Below are 17920 nucleotides of genomic sequence, written 5' to 3' on the forward strand. Positions count from 1 at the left end.
TTCTATTAAATGGCACGGCTTAGCATTAGGAAGTTGTAGTGCAGATTAAAATAAAATCGCACGGGCGCTGCTCGTTAGATTGCTTATTTACATTATTAATGGCCCTTTCTATGAACAGCGACATGAACGAATTAAACGATGATATGCCTGTACCAGAGGCACTGAAAAAATTCACCCTGAAGGTGCTGTTTGGACCCATGTTTGGCTGTGAACTCCACCTTCCAGCAGACGATTACTTTCTCATCATCAACCCGGGACTTGCACCCCAGGATAACGCCACGGGAACGATGTTGCCCGGAGAGCATGCCGCAGCCTACACGCAGAATACGCTTTATCTACCCTGTGATATGCCGTCACCCAACATTATCTTGCGTTTGTCGGCTCTTTTCCGAGATGAAGAATCGGAAGAAGGATATCGTCTTGAAGTACAGGGGGTGGATAGAAGCTACCCGGCGCTGCTGAAGGAAAATGAAGTTTTCGTGCATGAGCACATCCGCTTTGCCATCAAACCTAGTGAAGATGACTGGCCTGAAGATATTAAAAACTTCAACCTTCCCCCGGCCCTCGATGCTGAATTCAGCGAACAGGAGAAGCTGGAAGAGTTTAATGCAAAAAAAAATCATGCTCTCGTTTTCGGTTCAATTATTCTCTTACTTCTTGTGATTACCGCAGGCGTAATCTGGTATAAAAAACTGGAAAGCGATCGGCAGGTTTTAACATTAAATGAAGCGCTGGCGGGCGCACCGATGCCTGTGGATATTGTTCGTGGCCGTGATAATAATCTTATCTACGTTCTTATCCAGAACTTTCAGGCAATGGAATGGACGCGGGAAGCACTCTTCAAATTGCAGGGCAAGGACAGCGTGATTCCTGTTTGGTTAACGCAGCAAAGAAAGGAAGTCATTACGCAGCTGGCTAATGCGGGTTACCCCGTTTTACAAATTGACTATTCCAAACCTCAGCACCCGGCAATTGCACTTTACAGAGGATTAACCCTACAGGAAGAAAAAAACTTCAAGGCTATTGTTTTACAAAAAATCCCTTTTGCTCTCGACATCAAAGTCCTGGTAAAAACTAAAGCTCAGTTATTACAGGAAGCTCGCCAGGGCCTGGATCGTTTGCACATTTACTACCGCCAAATCAATTCTACTAGCGGTTATGCTTTGGTGGTTCGTGATGCCCTGAGCGACAGCGCTCTACGTTCTTTGCAGAATTTCATTAAACAGTTCAATCACCAATGGGGAAACCGCGTGATTAATTTTTCAATTAATCTCGACGAAAACTGGTTACAAGATAAGTCATATGTTGACTCTTCTAATGGCTATCTGTTTTTGAACCCTCGTCATTGGTACTTTCCCCTAAAACAAGGAGACTTAAATGGCTGACACAAACGCACCTACTGTGGATAACAATGGCTATTATCTGGATGAAGTATCTGCCGGCTTCGAAGCTGGTGCTAAATCTATGATGGAGGAATTAAAGACAGCTGAAGCTGCATTGAAAAACGACCCGTCTGACCCAGCCGTATTGGCCAATTATCAGTCGAAGCTACAGCAATACACGCTGTTTCGTAACGCCCAGACAAGTACCGTAAAAGCCTATAAGGATATTGGCGCGGCTATTATTCAAAACTTCCGTTAATTAACCCGGGTACGTGTTGCTCTCGTACCCTTTTCTACTGTGGAGTAATTATGAGTCAATTTAATGAAGCCCTGTCGGCATTAACCCGGCTCTCGCCAAATACCATCAACCCTGAAGATAACCTATCCGTAAGCGTTCACGATCGAAATTTTAATAATTTAGTATCCAGCACGTTTACTAAAGTCAGCGAAACCGACGCGCAGTTTAAAAATGTGATTAATACCCTTAGCCAATCTCCGCATTACACCAGCAATCCGGAGAAGCTACAGATGCTACAAAACTATATCGGTGAATACAGTAACTACGTTTCCCTGGTGAGTACTCTTGCACGCAAGGCGGTGAGCACCATAGAAACCCTGGAAAAATCGCAATAATGATAAAAAAATATTCACGTGTCCTCGCTGCCGTGCTGTTAACTTTTATGCTTAGCGCCTGTAATGACGAGAACCTACTCTTCAACCTTACCCAGGAGCAGGCCAACCAGGTTCTGGCTATTCTGCAGCAGCATAATATTTCAGCGAAAAAGGACGGCAATCTTAAGGCTGGCTATACCGTCTCGGTCGGGGAGTCTGAAGGTACCGCCGCGCTGTCTATCATTAATCAGTACCAGCTGCCGTGGGCCGCTGACGTTCAGATAGGGCAGGCTTTTCCGGAAAGCTCTCTGGTTTCTTCACCCAACGCCGAGCAGGCTCGCGTACTCTCATTACAGGAGCAGCGGCTTGAGCAATCGCTGCGCATGATAGCTCCGGTCGTTAATGCGCGCGTTCACGTCAGCTATCCCCCCTTTAATAACGATACGAGCGGAAAAAAAGCCACCGGCCACGTCGGCGTGCTTATTTCCTATAAAGGCGAGATTGACGATAATTTGTTTATCTCGCAGATCAAAACGTTAATCAAAAATAGTTTCGATGACGTGCGCTACGAGAATATTTCGGTGGTTCTGTTCCCCGCCCCGGTTATCCAGTACGTTGCGCCGACCAGAGTACCCGCCAGCATCCCTGCCCTGTGGATTATCCTCTTTTCTGCTATGGCTTTGTGCGCAGCCGGCACGGCGGGCTTCATGCTCTATAAGCTTAGCCGCCGCCCGCCTTCAACCCAGGATAACGCTGCCGAACTGATTGAAGACGAGGCCGCAAAACCATGAGAGTCGGAGATCCGCGCATAATGTCCATTTTATACGCCCCGGCAAGCTATACACATCGCAGCCACCTGCCGGAGATATTCCGGGCGAGTGAAATCCGAGAGGACAGGCTACTTAATTTCTGGCTGCTGAGGCACGGCAAACTCTCTGACCTACCCGCACGCTGGCAGCCCGACGAAGCCATGTGTTCGCTATTGCTTTCGCACTGGCATCTGATCCCCCTTGCTGCACATTTGGTTGGTGGCTATCTGCAGCGGAACAGACTGCCTGAAATGGGCGCTGTGCTGATGTCTGACCCACGTCTGCTGGCCTTTATCTCTTTGCCGCTGCTTCTGGAGGTAACGCTTGATGAAGGCGATATCCCGTTTGATACCGCTTCCTGCGGCGCAACGTTCCTTCTGGGGCAGTTCCCAGGGTTACCTGCCGCGCTGCGACAGCGTCTGATGCTGCACTTTCCTTCCGGCATGGCGCTTGCGCAATTCGCGGCCCCCAAAACGCTAAACCACATTAATTTGCTACGAATGGCCTTCACCTATGCGCACCATTACTATTGATGAGTTACCCGAAGACCTGCATCGCCTGACGGTGATTAAATCTTCTGAGCGAACCCGCCATCAGCGAATAGCCATGGCGCTGGAACGAACCCTAAATCGCTGCAGTGAAATTCATGCCGAGTATGAGTTACAGACGGTCAGGCTGCGTGAAAACCTTGAGAGGCAAGCGTTCCAGACCGGCTTTGAGCTATTTTTCTCGCAGCTGGTGACGCTGCTTGACGAGTATCAGCGCCAGCAGCAAAAGCGGCAGGAGGTTTTTCGCCAGCAGATCGGCACAGCCCTCAATCAGTCCTTACACGACCCGATGATCGTTGAGCGCATTATCCATCACCTTCAGGAACAGTGTGGGCATCAGAAAGCGCTGCGCATCGTTATTCCCCGAGCAGTAAAGCTGCCGGAAGGCGCGGACATCTCGAACTACCTGTATACCGATGATAATCACATCACCGTGCAAAATGACATGGATGCGGTGCGCTTTCCTAGTGAAACGCTTTGCCGCACGTGGCTACAGCAGGCGGATGAAAAGACCGCCGGTTTTAATGAAACTATCAACAACCTGACGCCCGACATGCTTCGCAATCTGGCTGGGAAACTCATCGCTATGAGCCACCGGATGCCTTCAGAAACCGTCAACTCAGATAAGGATGAAAACAATGAGTAGCATCAACAGTATTGCCTCTTCCTCGCCGTACGTGAAAGACGGTGAATCGTCGGATGAGAAATTTAACAATAAAGTACTCCACTATTTCCAGCAGAATAAGCCCGACGATAAGCTGAGCGATGTGATGGATCAAATGCGGGCACTTTCCCCCGATAAGAACAAATCGATGCATCAATTGAACGAAGCGTTGCTCTACTCCGATGCCTATTTGCGCAATACCGATGAGTACAAAGATTATGCGAACAACGTGCTGGACAAGCGCACCTTCCAGCTGCTCGGCGTGAATATGTTTTTTAATAATATGATGTATAAAAGCTTTACCGAGACCGACAGCGATCCGTCGTTATAACCTTCCCCGCTATTAATCCCGGCTTAGTGCCGGGCATACAAATCATGAAAATAAAATCATTTACGCCCGTTGCTTTAACCTTATCTCTTTTGTTCTCCCCTTTTGCTACAGCACAAAAGGTAGATTGCATTGTCGAAGCCGCGCAGTGCTTCCAGATTAACCCCCTGCTGATTAAGGCTATTATTTGGCAAGAGTCCAGAAACCGTCAGCAGGCTATGAATCGCAATACAAATAGCACCGTTGATGTTGGCATTATGCAAATTAACACTGTGCATTTTAAGGCCTTAAAGTCCCTGGGCATTGATGAAGCTTTGTTGCGAGAGAATAGCTGCGCTAATGTTTTTTCAGGTGCCTGGGTGCTCAAGCAAAGTATTGAGCGCTATGGCTACACGTGGGATGGAATCGGTAACTATCATTCTAAGACGCCGGTGCATCATGACAGGTATGTCAAAAAAATCATTTCCCTAATTGCACATCAAACGGCGGTCATTGATAAAATAGAAGTGGCCAGACAAGAAGGCATCCGCGAGCGTTTTGTCTGTCGATAAGGGAGTAAGAAATATAATCCTACCCATGTAATGTGGACATGGCCTTCAGCGAGTGAAATAAGCTTTCTACGCAGGCATTGTCATAACAGCAGCCTTTTGCGCTCATGCTCCCGCGCAGATTATGGCGTTTCTGTAAGGTCTGATAATCCGATGAACAGTACTGTCCACCACGATCCGTGTGAACAATGAAATTTTCCGGGCGTTTACGCCGCCAGAGCGCCATTTGCAATGCATCACACGTAAGCAGTGCCGTCATACGCGGTGACGTCGACCAGCCGTTTACGGCACGCGACCGCAGGTCGATGACCACCGCCAAGTACAACCAGTCCTCTTCCGTACGTAGATACGTGATGTCACCTGCCCACCTTTGGTTCGGGCCCTGGCGCTGAAGTCCTGATTCAGCAGATTATCTGATACAGGCAGACCATGTTCATGATAGCTGATCGGGCTGAACTTCCGGGTAGCTTTCGCCCGCAGCCCCTGACTACGGAGGCTGGCGGAAATGGTTTGATGTTGTACTCCGGTTGTTCATCAGCTAGACGTGGCGCACCATAACGCTGTTTCGCCTCAGTGAATGCCTTACGGACAGTAGCATCACAGATGACCCTGAACTGCTGTCGCTTGCCTGACTGATGGCTGCGCAGACGCCAGACATACCAGCCTCTGCGTGCAACTTGAAGCACACGACACATGATTTTGATGCTAAACTCAGCCCGATACTTTTCGATAAAGACATACTTCATTTCAGGCGGTTCGCGAAGTATGTCGCGGCCTTTTGAGAATGGCCAGCTCTTCTGCCCGCTCCGCCAGCTGCCATTTCAGACGGGCTATTTCAACAGACATTTCCTGCTCACGTTCGGAAGAAGAATGTGCATTCTTCAGCTTGCTGCGCCAGGCATAAAGCTGTAATTCATACAGGATGAGTTCTCGGGCAGCAGCGGCAACACCGATACGTTCTGCAAGCTTTAGGGCTTCGCTGCGATATTCAGACGTGCGTTGCTTACGGGACTTTTTGGTGGTTGATGCTGGTTTTGTCATGAGTCACCTCTGATTGAGAGTCTACTCACTTATTCACGTGTCCACTATTGGTGGGTAAGATCAATAACGCAAGCATCTTGCTTGCGTTTTGGAATCAGAATGACGAGGCCGCAAAGTCGAGAAGCTTCAACAGGTAATCGACTAAAAAATAATAAAAAATTTCATTACGCTGTTTAATTGTTGTTTACTAAAAAATTCTCCAAAAATTATATCTAAGGTTATTAATTATTTTGACTTTATATCTTGCAGCGTGACGCATTGAGCGCTTAACACATTCGCCTTAGGGTGGCAGATTGCTCCTTCAACCGTGTTGCAACAATGCAAAAAATTATTGCCTTCCGGCGGGACGAGGTCTAATGGCATCTGGCCAATATTATTATGATTTTTAATAAAATCCAGCGGGTTACTTCTTGCCGTCATGGCAACAAAAATGAGACTAAAAAAAAGAGCAGCTACTGCACTTAAAAATAACGTCTGCGGTGTAAACTTCTTTCTTTCAGGCACCCCTCTGGGAGCAGAATAAGGGATGATCGACATCGAATTAGCACTCACTGGAATGACGTTAATCATCGACTGGGTTGAAAAGGAAACGTTATCTACTTCGATATTTCTAGGAAAAGAAGACTCAAAACCAGGTTTATTGGGTTCTATTTCAGGCTCTTCCCAGCAGGGCCCGGCCGTGAGTTTATACCCCAACTTTGGGATAGTGACAATAATACTCTTCGCATCATCCCCCAGGCTTACTCTTAAAGAACGGATCACCTGTGCAATACTTTGCGAAGTCACATAACCGCCCCCCCATACTTCAGCAAGAAATTCAGTCTGAGAAACCGGTTCAGGGTATTTTTCGCAAAGTAATGCAAGCACATCTGACTGCTTTTTCCTTAATTGTAAAACAGTATCGTCTTGTTGCAGCGTTCTGGATTTTGGATTAAATGTGAAATTAAGAAAGTAAATTTTTCCTGGATTTACTACGCATTTTTTCATTTTAAATCCCTTTGCGTTTAGCTTTATGAGTGAAGGTACCTTCAGAAAAAAGCATGAGTGAATATCTCAATCCATGATCTTAAATATCTTCTGCCAAATTTTCAGATAACAAAAACCCAACTTATTTATAACCTTAGTTATACAAATAGCGGGGAATAATATCTTCTTTATCACGATGTAGACAACAGAATTGATCTCGATGCAAATTTACTGTGAACGCAATAATACAGTACCATTCAAATCACAATATTTGAAATTGTTTTCAACGATCGATGTGTATTGGTCCATAGCCAAAACAAATCACTCAGTTTATTTTCAGGAACATATTTTTAGTCAGTTCATCCTTATAAGAAGTATTGGAAAAGGACGTCCCTGTCGCCACTGAAAGTAATGTCCTCACGCTACATGAATATTTACTTTTTCCGGGATGATAACTAAAAATATGAATACGTGTTATGAGTAGGGAGTACTTAATACCCCCTCTTTTTGCAGGCAGAAATATAACACTCGCTGGTAAGGCGCTCTATCAAAAAACGCCTCAAGCGATCCTACTGCTGGGTGATGATCAATGTTGCCGAAGCATTAAAAGCACCTGTTTTTATATCTTCATAACTGACCGAGGTAGGTTTGACTGGCGTAAAACTCAGTGGTACCGAAATACTGCCATTGACTACACTGAGCTGCTGCGTGTTACCATTGGTAACGATATTCCCGTTCCAGCGCATGACGACCCCGAGATTATTGTTACTGGTAGTAATGGCATTATTATTCCAGGAGGTTGGAGTTGTGTTCATCTTTACCTGAAAATCAACTTCATGGGTGACATCACAGGTTATGTTGAGGCTTTTTTCCACCGTCTGTGCGGAAGTTCCGGAGCTTTGAATCTCACTTCTTTCAAGCTCTCCCAGTTCAACTAACAACGTCTCTCCGGAGAGGATTTTGCAAGTTGACGTGTTTATATCTACATCGTTCGCCGCAATGAAATACCAGATGTAATAGTTTTGCGCACCGTGGTTATTTCTCTGGATAAACTTAATTTGCGCAAGCCTGTCTCCCCGTCTGATCTGCAACGACTTACCCATGCTGGTTAGCTCGAAATAAAGCTCTACGGGTAAGCTTTTAGTTTCCTGTGCATTGAGACTAAAGATCTCAACTTCAGGTACAGGCTCAGGATAAACCTTTCCAGAAATGATAACGCCGCCCTTAAGATCCTTGAAGATGGCGGAATTGAGGCTCATTCCGTTACTGGCAAGCCACATGGAATCGACCCAACCGCCGTCTACAGAGTCGTTTTTGCAGCTGATCTGCGAACGGAGATCGACAATCTTGTTTCTACCGGTATTGACGTCCGGGCTAACGTTTACGTTAACGTCAGCATCTCCGCCGTTCCAGCCAATGGAATTACATGAGTAGGCCCATGCGCCCTGAGGCACCGCCAGCAGCATAATAAATAAGGGTAATTTCATATCTGAATGTGATTCTCCTAGGGATAATTAAGCTCGAATGTCGCTAGCGCCTCAAATGCTCCACGGCGTAAGGTATGTGCAGCCAGCGCGGAAGGTTCTCCAATAACGTAACCGTACAGCACAAGATCGTTGGTTCCGCCGGCGAGCGTAAAAGCGGGCACGGTCTTATTCAACGGCAAGGGTGTGCCGTCCTTCTGCTCCAGGCCAAGCGCGATGCCGCTGGCGGCCGAGTTGCTAAGCGCCAGAAAACCCGGTAATTCCTTGCTCTGCGTCCCTTTAAACGTGACCTCTACCTGATTACCCAGGCTCAGATCGCACTCCAGCAACCTGAGGGCGAAGGGCTGCGCGTGGGTACGAGTGTTAAGGTATAAATAGGTATCGATTACCGTGCCGAAATCCAACGTAATATCCGTCGTATTCGGGTCCAGCTCGCAGGGATCGGCAACCAGGGTCCCATCAAATTTCAGGTTGTCGCTGGTGACTTTCAGGCCACCGTTCCCTGCCGCCGCGTGCCCGGCTAAAGCCATCATAAACAACAGCATGCCCACGCTGCGTCCGGCTAACGTTCTATTCCCCATTTCTGTTCCTTATAAATACTCGGCCAGCAGCGTTGCCGTAGCGGAAAACGTCCCTTCGCCCAGCTCATCGATGCCGGGATCTTTTACCGGCACAGCCTCAAGCGTGGGCGGATGCTGATAAAGGATGTCGAGGGGTCTGTTAATCTCCATCGGCTGACCGTTCTGTTTAATCTGGATCCCTAGCCCACGGATATTGGTCGCGAGCGCGCTGCGGTCAAAGGACGTTGCGCTGCCGTTTACCGCAAGGGTCAGACGCCACGCGGGGTCAACATCGTCACAAATCAGCTGCCAGGCGATAGCCTGCTGGTAACGCACCCCGTCAACCTTATGGATGCCAACATTGTCAAAGTGGATGTTTACATCACGATCGTTATTGATGTGGCACGGATGGATCCTCAGCGTGCCGTGAAAGGAAATGTCGTTACTGTCGCCGGTTGCTGCGGCATGCGCCGACGTGAGCTGAACACCTGCCCCGGACAGCAGCAGCGCCAGCGCCAGGCTCCTTCCGCAGCCGCCGTAAACTTTGTTCTTCACCCTGATTGCCTCAGTTATAAGCCACTTTTAACGTGGCGCTGGCGTTGAATGCCTGTCCGTCCTGAAAACGTGCGCCGCTCTGTTTTTCCAGCACGGCGTACAGCGAAGGCTGGCTGGCATTATCGAAGTTGAACCATTGATTTACCGGCAGCGTTTCGCTTCCTTTAAGCAATTTGATGCCAAGCCCGCTGGCATCAGTTTTTAGCTGTTTCCCATCAAAGCTGGCAGCGCTACCGGCAATCTGCATTTGCAGCGTTTTACCGTCCGGATCGCCTTTGCAGGTCACCTGATAGGGAACGGGCTGTTTATAGGTCTCACCAATAATTTCATTGATATAGACGTCACCGAATTCCACCTTAATCGGGTCAGATCCGCTAAAAGTACACAATGCGGTCGCCACCACCGTGCCGGTAATGCGAACATCTAAATTACTGGAGCCCGCCGCTGCCGCATCACCCCCCAGCAGCATTCCCGTCATTGCGAACAGGGCCATTGCTCCCCATCGGGCAAATATCATCTTTGGATCCTTAGTCATAATTCAGCCTGAAGCCGACCGTAGCCTGCCATGTACCCGCCGTTAACGGGGCCGGAGTGCGTTCGGGCTGCACGTAGTAGACCAGCGCATCATTGGTCGGGGTGACAAACTGCGGCAGCGTACGCTCGCCTAATCGCACGTCACGCCTGGCGCTGTCGGCGATCCTCAAACCCAGCCCGGTGAGGCCGTTCACCTGCACCAGCTCGGGGCTGTCGGCATCCGCGGGGGCCAAAAAAGTCACGCTGACAGCCGGCTGAAGCGAATCCCAGCCGCTGTTCCCGCTCCACGTATTGAGCATCTCTGACCCGCTGCGCACGCAGTCACGTAACCTCAGCGTAAAGGCTACCGGCTCACCGCGATCGCCCGGGTTTCGCAGCGCCTCGGTTGATGTGTTGCCGAGACTGACTTCCTGAGTTTGAGAAGTCATGTCGAGGCGACATGCCCCCTCGACAAAATCGCCCGAAATATGCAGTGCCCCGTTTACGCCTTCAACGTTCCAGTTGTCGGGCAGCGCCCAAGCCGTCGGCGGCAGCACCAGCGCCAAAGCCAGGGCGCTGGCAGCGCGGTTGCACCCTGCCAGAACGTGGTAATTCCACTTGCTTTGCTTCTCCATCAGCCTCACCCGGCTTTACTCCCGGTGACCCGGCAAACGTTGCCCGCGCAGTTGAAGATAAGCTTCGGTCGCCCGCCGTAGTCATTAATCCATGCCAGCATCGGTTTCTGTCCCAGCGTCGATGCCTTGATGTTCAACAAAGCATCTGAACGAGGGGCAATCATCACCGGATCGAAGCCGGCAATCGGGGGGCTGTCCGAGTGTTCGTATGCCCCGGCCAGGGTCACGTAATAGGGGCCAGGATTAATAACGCGGTATTTATCGCCTTCGCGCTTAAGCGTAATTTTTTCCTGCCACACGCTTTCGCCTTCGGATCTATTGATTTCAATGGATTCCGGCCGATAGAACAGCTTGATTCGCGTCTGCAGAGCAATCTGCAAAGTATTGGCTTTCGTGCTTTTGGGCGGGATTTCACGCAGATTAAAGTAAAATAGCGACTCTCTATCCTGAGGCAGCGTGCTGGCATTCCCCATCAGCTGCAGTTTCACCTGGCCTTTTGCCAACGGCTCTACTCGCTGTAGCGGCGGAAGCGCGGTCAGAGGCTGGGTGATTTTGTTACCTTGCTCATCTTCTACCCATGCCTGAGCAAGATAGGGCAACATTTTATTCTGGTTGGTGATATTTAAACTGATCGATTTATTTGCACCGTTAAAGACGGCACGCGTACGGTCAAGAGCAATGGCTGCCGTCGCGCTTTGGCTGATCAGTACGGCAATCAGGGTGGTGGAGGTCATCGTCAAATAAGAATAGTTTTTCATCAATTGAAACTCGCTTTGCAGGATGTCGCCGTGCCGTCTTGCGCGGCGACCGAATTGTCATTCACTCTTTTGCCTGATAGCAGGGGGCTTAAGCCCGTACGCTTTGGCACAGCAGCATTAGATTATCGGGGGCCGTGGGCAAGGGTTTCGGCAGACTCAGCTCGCACTGGGTTTTCCCATCCCATACCACGCGCATCGATTCTCCGGCATTCATTCCGGTTAGCCAAACCTGGCCGCCATCGTTAACGATCCCAGCCTGATGACCGCCGAGCCCCATAACTACTGCACCAAACGGGGGCGTAGTGCCGTCCGCAAGACGGATGGTGACCATCGCTTTTTCCCCGGCAATAACGCCGAAGCGACGCAGACCGATCGCGCCTTCGGTCAGGGTGCCCTGCACCACCGAGCGCGTAGCCTCAACATCATCCGCCAGCTTGTTGACGTCCACGCTAACGCTGCTTCGGTAGTAGCTGCTGATGTCCGACACGACGGCTTTTCCAAACCGGTTAGTCTCGGTAACACCACCGTATCCCCGCACCGGAACGCCGCTGACGCCCGAGGTATCGACCATCATTCGCGTTCCCCCCATTGTGCTTACGCGGTGTAACGCAATGCCTTCCGTGGTGCCGGTTATGCCGCCCTGAGCAGAAAGGCCGACGGAGTGATAGCGGCTACCTTCGTAGCTGGTGTTGACGCTCATTTCCGCGTTATTCCCCTGATGGGTGAAGTAACCGCTGCCAACCGCATTGCCTCTGCTGCCCGCTCCGGCCTTGACCCGATAGCTGTTATTGCTATCGAGGCGTTCGAAATACCCCACCGTAGTGCTATTACCCGTGCTGCCCGCCTGGCTGTCGAAATTCAACGTGCTGCTGTTACCCCACGGCAATGACAGGCTGAGATACATGCCGTCATCGCTAGTGTTGTTATAAAGCGTTCGATAGGCCGACAGGTTGAGGCTGACGTTTTTAAAACGCCAGGCATCGAAATAGCGCGACAGGGAGAGGTTGTAACTATCGTTATCCGGGCGGTTCCAGTAGGTTTGGTGGCTATAGTTCGCATAGGCACTCAGGCCCAGACTACGGAACTGCTTGTTGAAAGCGATGGTATACAACTCTTTATTGTTGTTACCGACGATGCCGTGATAGCGCACGTTCAGATATTCGCTCATGCTCATAAAGTCGCGCTGAGAAAAGCGATAGCCCGCAAAGGTGACCTGGCTGTCGTATTCGTCAAAACGTTTGGAATAGCTAAGACGCCACGAGCTGCCCGTTTTGGTGTTGTCCCTTGGCAGTTCCGCATGGGACTGAGTGACGTCAAATGAAAGCGCCCCTAACGCCAGCAAATCGCGGCCAATCCCTGCCGCCAGCGCGTGATAGTCGTCGGCCAGCAAACTCCCGCCATACAATGACCATCCGTTATTCACCCCCCAAGAGAATTCGCCGGTGGCAAACCCCGGCCCTTGGCTATCGTGCCGGTAATCTGAAGGTTTACCGAAGGCGAGTTTGTATCGCACGCTGCCCGGGCGCGTAAGATAGGGAATGCTTGCCGTATCCACCTGAAAACTTTGCGAAGTGCCATCCTGCTCCTGAACCTTCACATCCAGAGTGCCCGAAACGGCGGTGTTCAAATCCTGAATCCGAAACGGCCCTGCGGCGACCGTGGTTTCATGGATAACCCGTCCCTGCTGGCTAACGGTCACTTTAGCGTTGGTTTTTGCCACGCCGACGACTTCCGGCGCGTAACCGCGCAGGTTTGGTGGCAGCATATTGTCATCAGACTCCATGCTGGTTCCGGTGTAGCGGAAACTGTCGAACATGCCGGAATTGAGGTAGTTCTCACCGAGCATCAGCTTCGATTTTAACGAGGGGATCGCCCGCCAGGCGTAGTAGCGGCTCCACTGCCAGTCACGCTGCGTGTTGTTCATGGAGCCACGGGTATGGTTGTACTGCCCCTGCCAGTCGGCGCGAAAACGCCAGGCACCCAGGTTAAACCCTGTGGTTCCGTTGCCGCTGAGCGACTGGACATCCCTGCGGCTCGCGCCGGTAAAACGCGACGACTGTCCGTTAAGGTTGTAATCAAAAATTCCCCCGGCAATACCGTCATCCCAGCGAGCGGGCGGATCCCAGTTGTCAGCGGTATATTCCAGATATGCCTGGGGAACATTCAGGTAGAGCGCGCTTTCGCCCAGAACTGCCCGCGCGCTTACCCCCGGCAGGCTCGCGTTATCCAGACATTGCCCGCTGTGCCACCACTTGAGATCGCGCAAAGCAGAAGCTTTTAAACCCAGTTGAGCAATGACCTGTGGCGTAAGGCACACTTGGCTGCCCTGAGGATCGTTATCCGGTTTAATAAACGCTAACGTTTGCTCCGGCAGCTCGGCTTTGTTCAGACGGATAACCATCTGATACTCACCCGGCATGATGTACCCTGCCTGAGAAAACTGGCTAAGGTCGATGTGTGAACGGTCACTAATATCCAGGACATCCGTGTTGAATTCTATTGCGTCTGCCGCGTATCCCTCTGCCCCCTGAAAAGCCAGCGTCACCATCAGCGCTACAGGACAACGGCGCAGCCATGCGCCGGCGTGATATAAAACCTGCCTCATCAAAAGTAATCCAGTTTAAAACGCACGGTAGTGGAGTAAGCCCCGGCCCGTAGTTTTTGATGGTTGCCCACCAAACGTAGTGAGTAATCAAGGCGCATGGCACCGGGCTGCAGCAGGCCCGCCTGCGAAGCAATGCCGGGCTGCATACGGTTTCCTGTGGCATCAGAAATCTCTAACCCGATACCTCGAGCGCCACCGTGGAGAGCAAACAGCTCGCCGTCGGTAACGGGACCATCAAAGGTCACCATGAAATGCGACCAGTCCTGCTGGTTAGGAATCAACTGCTCAAAGGCGCAATTTTCCAGATGAATACTGAATGGCTTAGAAGGGCCACCACCGTCACGGATGACTTGTTCCAGTGGAATAGTCATCAGATCAATCACCTGTTCCCGACTGGCCACGGCGATCGCGCAGGGTGTGTCGATGATCGAACCCTGCATGCTTACCTTTCCATGCCCCTGATCCGCCGCATTCTTCGCCAGCGCACCTGAGGAGGCCAGGCATAGCACAAGCCACACCAGCAGGGAGGGCACTACAAACGAAACACTGCTATTCATAGGTATCTCACAAACGAAAACCGTATAGAAAAACGCAGAAGGCCCGCTGTGTGCTTACTGATAGGCCAGAGTAAAATTGGCAACCGAGGTGAAGGAACCCGGCACGACCGTTGTGCTCCCGCCGTTTCCTTTGAGGTAGGCGGAGTAGGTCAGCGTGTTATCACCCTGCTGTGTTTTTGTCGCGGAACTGGCGGTGCCAAGAGGAATATTGGTGCCCTCATCGTTGGTAATGCCGATAGCCGCCCCGCTGGCGCTGCTTCCGACAATAGCCAGATAGCCGGGCTGAGCGCTGGATTCCGGTCCGGTAAAGGTAATGGTGACGGTTTTATCCGTAAGTCCCGAGAGGTCGCAGCTTTCCAGTTTGATATCAAACGGACGCGGGTTGGACTTTCCGCCGTTGAGCAGAGATTTATTGGAGATTTCGCCCAAATCGACGGTCTGCTCAATGGTTTCAGGGGTAATTGAACAAGGGGCATCAATAATACTGCCGGTAAACTTAACCGTGCCGTGTCCCTGATCGCTTGCCTGTGACTGGCCTGCCAGTACAGCAGCCCCCATACCAAAGGCCCAAACCAATTTGGTTAATTGCATTTACTCATTCCTTTATAAGTTTCTTACTAGCGTTATTCACAAGAAGCCTCGTTGCCACGACCACGCAACGGGAATTAACTAATTTACGTTAGTGATTTAAAAACTGATATCAAAAACCGCCTCAACTCCACCCACAAGCGAAATATATAAAAAGCGTTTTTTAGAAGAAATTCTCTGGAGGGAGATATACGATTTAGCACATTGCTACATTATCTATTAAATCGACACTCGGAACTACATCATGTCTAATTCACTAAGCGTACGTGACCAAAATAGTTTTATTTCAGCCTATAAGAACTTACTTAATGACAGTGACAAACGCATTCATAAAGGCGATGTCAATACGCTGAACAGAATTCTCAATAAATGCGATAAAGTTGAGGTCGGCCAGCTGCTAATGACAAAAATGGAATCATGTCCAAAAGACCCTGTCGCGCTGAAAAATACTTTCAGTAATTTATTTGACAAGCTTGAAGCGCAGAATTCCAAAATGCATGATAAGAAAGAAGAGAAGCTTAAAAATATTCAACAGAAGCTTGCCCCGGTCGTGCAGGACATTCACAAAAATGAAATAAATGCTCACAATGCCAAAGTAAACGGTGAGATTAAAGGTCTTGCAGATGATCTCCAACTCATTTCAAGAAATGTTTCTCAGGAAAAAAATGAGATCGCCAAACTTAAGGAAAAAATTAACAAAGCTGATGTGCAGATTAAAAAACTGCATAATGAGATTAAACCTCTGGCCGATGCGCTAAAGAACACCTCCTCGGAAGACTTTGCGGTCAAAGATGCCAAGCGTTTAAAAGATACTGAAGCAAAAATCAGTAAACTCGAGGCCAAACAAAATGCCGAAATCAGTACATTAAATAAGAAAATTGCGGCGCATGAAAATAGCCGTGCGGTTTTACTCGATTTTGCAAGGAAACACGGTGTAAGCAGTGCCGAGCAGGATCTGAGAAAAGCTGAGAGCGGCGCTATTTATGATAATCGCGATACGGGCTTTGGCACCACCAGCTGGCGTGAACATCTGGGCAGCGATAAATATGCCATTAAGCACTTCGGTTACGATTTAAAAGAAGGCCGCCGTCAATATTCAGATCTCATTAAAGTGCCCAACCATAAGGGCAAACAGTGGCAGAAACTGATGCAGAACTTCGATGATGCGCCAAAAAACATCAGGGCTCTGCAAAGGGAAATATCGCAACTCAAGAATGAATATAAAAGTGATATTGGTCAGGTTAAGCTTGAGAACCGTCTTTCTGCCAAACAGGAGATTGAGCAGCGAATTAATTTTAAACAAGAAGCGATTCACTCCTTAGAAAAGAGCAAGGAAATTGTATCAGGGGAAATTAAATCATGCCATGAGTATATATCTGTGCTAGAAGCCAAGAAGACTCCGCTCATAGCGAAAATGGACGAGCTTAAGTCCCAGATAAAACAAGACAGCTAAGTCATTCTGTTTTCCTAAGGTAAAATCCACGCTCCGGCGTGGATTTCATCCCGATCACATAAATTCATCTACTAATAAGCTTCATGATCATGCCCTCCTGCCCGCATTTAGATTGCTCATGTCTGGCACGCTGACCCACTATCAATCGCAATCCCAATAAGCTCATCAAATGAGTAACTTTTACGCTTGGTGAAAATGTCATTCAGATAATGGTAGCGGTCCTCACGGCTAAGTTATGCCTCTCTATCGGCGCCAAAAAATCTACGCAGACAACGCTTAGAAATAGCATATGCCCGGTATGAGCGTTGAGCATTGGAATACCCGGTTAGTTTGATAATGCCCTCGATTACCAGTGCCTTCATTGCCCGCTCATGTATTGGCCCGAGTTTCTTAAATAAGCCGGGAAGTTTCCCGCAGGTCACTCTGTCTAGTTCACGCGCCACGGCCTTTCTCATGATGGTATGTCTTGGTTCGCCTTCGGCAATAATACCGCCGCAGGTAGTTTTATCCCGTATGAACAGATAGTAGCCTTTGGTCATGACGCCATTTCCCAGCACACTCTTACTGTTAACTCGAAGCTGTACGTCATTTTCATGCCAATCCCTTTCTTTTATTATGGGTATTCCGGCATCATACTCGTGATTTCTCTTGAGCTAAATTATTTTAAATAAGGAAATATTTGAAGGAGTAATTCTGATAAAAATATTGGATAAATGCGCCTGGCTTACCATGCGGTTTTACAAATTATACTCCCGATGATAGACGCTAATATTTAATTTCCATTTTCACTAAAATGATTAAATAAACGATTCCTGAAGGGGACACCCTTTCACAGTTCACATAACGACATTAGATAAGACAATTAACTACTGATTAAATATCAGTATTGCCTGTGTGGGTATAAGGAGTAATCTCCTCGCCAATCATTCAGGTAGTACAACCATAACAGGGACAAAGTGCGATCATGCGCTTACTGGGATCTTTGCTATTTGCAGTCAGTCTTTTATTAAACCCGGCAATTGCCAAACAGCACACGCAATCTTCCTCAACCGATAATGAGCTTATCGAGCAAGGAGATTATACCAATTCAGACGGGCAGGAAATTCACCGGCCGGCGCATACAAAGTCGGGTAATGCTCCTGATGGCGCATCGGCTCAGTGCAGAGACGGAACCTACAGTTTCAGTGCTCATCGTCGAGGAACGTGCTCGCGACATGGTGGTGTGGCGGAATGGCTTAACTAAATTAAAAGCCCGCAATTGGACTGACCCCATAAAGTTGGACAGTTCATGTTAAGCGGGCTTCTGAAAATAGC

General features: G+C 49.2%; 20 protein-coding genes and 2 pseudogenes. 10 read left to right on the top strand and 12 right to left on the bottom strand.

What is annotated here, in order from left to right:
* The first annotated feature begins 122 nt into the window (after positions 1–122).
* From CKQ54_RS18645 to CKQ54_RS18680, 8 genes are read left to right on the top strand one after another with little or no spacing between them, the layout of a single operon-like run.
* Positions 123–1385 carry a PrgH/EprH family type III secretion apparatus protein gene (locus tag CKQ54_RS18645; RefSeq protein ID WP_208644593.1) on the top strand — a complete coding sequence of 421 codons (1263 nt, stop codon included), beginning with the start codon at positions 123–125 and terminating at the stop codon, positions 1383–1385.
* Positions 1378–1641, top strand: coding sequence for a type III secretion system needle filament subunit SctF (gene sctF, locus CKQ54_RS18650; RefSeq protein ID WP_112287168.1), 264 nt, complete (start codon positions 1378–1380; stop codon positions 1639–1641). The genes CKQ54_RS18645 and sctF overlap by 8 nt, the downstream gene beginning before the upstream one ends.
* Positions 1642–1691: 50 nt before the next feature.
* Positions 1692–2015 (top strand): type III secretion system inner rod subunit SctI, encoded by a 324-nt coding sequence (gene sctI / locus CKQ54_RS18655; RefSeq protein ID WP_038482293.1) that lies wholly within the window; start codon positions 1692–1694, stop codon positions 2013–2015.
* Positions 2015–2785 (top strand): type III secretion system inner membrane ring lipoprotein SctJ, encoded by a 771-nt coding sequence (gene sctJ, locus CKQ54_RS18660; protein ID WP_112287169.1) that lies wholly within the window; start codon positions 2015–2017, stop codon positions 2783–2785. Before sctI ends, sctJ begins: the two co-directional genes overlap by 1 nt.
* Positions 2786–2805: 20 nt before the next feature.
* Positions 2806–3336 (top strand): type III secretion protein, encoded by a 531-nt coding sequence (locus CKQ54_RS18665; protein WP_232829802.1) that lies wholly within the window; start codon positions 2806–2808, stop codon positions 3334–3336.
* The gene (locus CKQ54_RS18670; protein WP_112287171.1) at positions 3317–3997 is read left to right on the top strand and encodes a type III secretion protein; all 681 of its coding nucleotides are present in this window, start codon (positions 3317–3319) and stop codon (positions 3995–3997) included. Before CKQ54_RS18665 ends, CKQ54_RS18670 begins: the two co-directional genes overlap by 20 nt.
* Complete coding sequence (locus tag CKQ54_RS18675; protein WP_112287172.1) at positions 3990–4346, top strand: hypothetical protein; 357 nt, start codon at positions 3990–3992, stop codon at positions 4344–4346. Before CKQ54_RS18670 ends, CKQ54_RS18675 begins: the two co-directional genes overlap by 8 nt.
* 44 nt (positions 4347–4390) lie before the next feature.
* Entirely contained in the window at positions 4391–4894 is a 504-nt protein-coding gene (locus CKQ54_RS18680) for a lytic transglycosylase domain-containing protein (RefSeq protein ID WP_112287173.1), read from the top strand.
* Positions 4895–4916: 22 nt separating this feature from the next.
* Here the strand turns inward: CKQ54_RS18680 and CKQ54_RS18685 are convergent.
* From CKQ54_RS18685 to CKQ54_RS18735, 11 genes and pseudogenes are all read right to left on the bottom strand, one after another.
* Positions 4917–5932, bottom strand: a pseudogene (locus CKQ54_RS18685) (IS3 family transposase); the annotation flags it as partial.
* Between the two features lie 225 nt (positions 5933–6157).
* The gene (locus CKQ54_RS18690; protein WP_120161694.1) at positions 6158–6919 is read right to left on the bottom strand and encodes a winged helix-turn-helix domain-containing protein; all 762 of its coding nucleotides are present in this window, start codon (positions 6917–6919) and stop codon (positions 6158–6160) included.
* Positions 6920–7467: 548 nt separating this feature from the next.
* The gene (locus tag CKQ54_RS18695; protein WP_112287175.1) at positions 7468–8385 is read right to left on the bottom strand and encodes a fimbrial protein; all 918 of its coding nucleotides are present in this window, start codon (positions 8383–8385) and stop codon (positions 7468–7470) included.
* A 17-nt stretch (positions 8386–8402) separates the two neighbouring features.
* On the bottom strand, positions 8403–8963 hold the full coding sequence (locus CKQ54_RS18700) for a fimbrial protein (protein WP_112287176.1): 561 nt from the start codon (positions 8961–8963) through the stop codon (positions 8403–8405).
* A 9-nt stretch (positions 8964–8972) separates the two neighbouring features.
* Positions 8973–9497, bottom strand: coding sequence for a fimbrial protein (locus CKQ54_RS18705; RefSeq protein ID WP_167459649.1), 525 nt, complete (start codon positions 9495–9497; stop codon positions 8973–8975).
* 10 nt (positions 9498–9507) lie between these two features.
* Positions 9508–10032 (bottom strand): fimbrial protein, encoded by a 525-nt coding sequence (locus CKQ54_RS18710; protein ID WP_112287178.1) that lies wholly within the window; start codon positions 10030–10032, stop codon positions 9508–9510.
* Entirely contained in the window at positions 10025–10645 is a 621-nt protein-coding gene (locus CKQ54_RS18715; RefSeq protein ID WP_120161692.1) for a fimbrial protein, read from the bottom strand. Before CKQ54_RS18715 ends, CKQ54_RS18710 begins: the two co-directional genes overlap by 8 nt.
* Positions 10646–10650: 5 nt before the next feature.
* Positions 10651–11403, bottom strand: a complete 753-nt coding sequence (locus CKQ54_RS18720) for a fimbria/pilus periplasmic chaperone (protein WP_112287179.1) — start codon at positions 11401–11403, stop codon at positions 10651–10653.
* Between the two features lie 88 nt (positions 11404–11491).
* Positions 11492–14008, bottom strand: coding sequence for an outer membrane usher protein (locus CKQ54_RS18725; protein ID WP_120161691.1), 2517 nt, complete (start codon positions 14006–14008; stop codon positions 11492–11494).
* Positions 14008–14565 carry a fimbrial protein gene (locus CKQ54_RS18730; RefSeq protein ID WP_120161690.1) on the bottom strand — a complete coding sequence of 186 codons (558 nt, stop codon included), beginning with the start codon at positions 14563–14565 and terminating at the stop codon, positions 14008–14010. The genes CKQ54_RS18725 and CKQ54_RS18730 overlap by 1 nt, the downstream gene beginning before the upstream one ends.
* A gap of 54 nt (positions 14566–14619) precedes the next feature.
* The gene (locus tag CKQ54_RS18735) at positions 14620–15156 is read right to left on the bottom strand and encodes a fimbrial protein (RefSeq protein WP_112287182.1); all 537 of its coding nucleotides are present in this window, start codon (positions 15154–15156) and stop codon (positions 14620–14622) included.
* A 241-nt stretch (positions 15157–15397) separates the two neighbouring features.
* Here CKQ54_RS18735 and CKQ54_RS18740 point away from each other — a divergent pair, with 241 nt between their 5' ends.
* On the top strand, positions 15398–16606 hold the full coding sequence (locus CKQ54_RS18740) for a coiled-coil domain-containing protein (protein WP_120161689.1): 1209 nt from the start codon (positions 15398–15400) through the stop codon (positions 16604–16606).
* 374 nt (positions 16607–16980) lie between these two features.
* On the opposite strand, the pseudogene CKQ54_RS25825 reads toward CKQ54_RS18740, so the two are convergent.
* A pseudogene (locus tag CKQ54_RS25825) lies at positions 16981–17145 on the bottom strand (PAAR domain-containing protein); the annotation flags it as partial.
* 425 nt (positions 17146–17570) lie between these two features.
* Between CKQ54_RS25825 and CKQ54_RS18750 the strand changes: the two are divergent.
* Entirely contained in the window at positions 17571–17849 is a 279-nt protein-coding gene (locus CKQ54_RS18750) for a DUF3761 domain-containing protein (protein WP_120161688.1), read from the top strand.
* The last annotated feature ends 71 nt before the right edge of the window (positions 17850–17920 follow it).

This window comes from Rahnella variigena, assembly GCF_003610915.1.
Lineage (GTDB): Bacteria > Pseudomonadota > Gammaproteobacteria > Enterobacterales > Enterobacteriaceae > Rahnella > Rahnella variigena.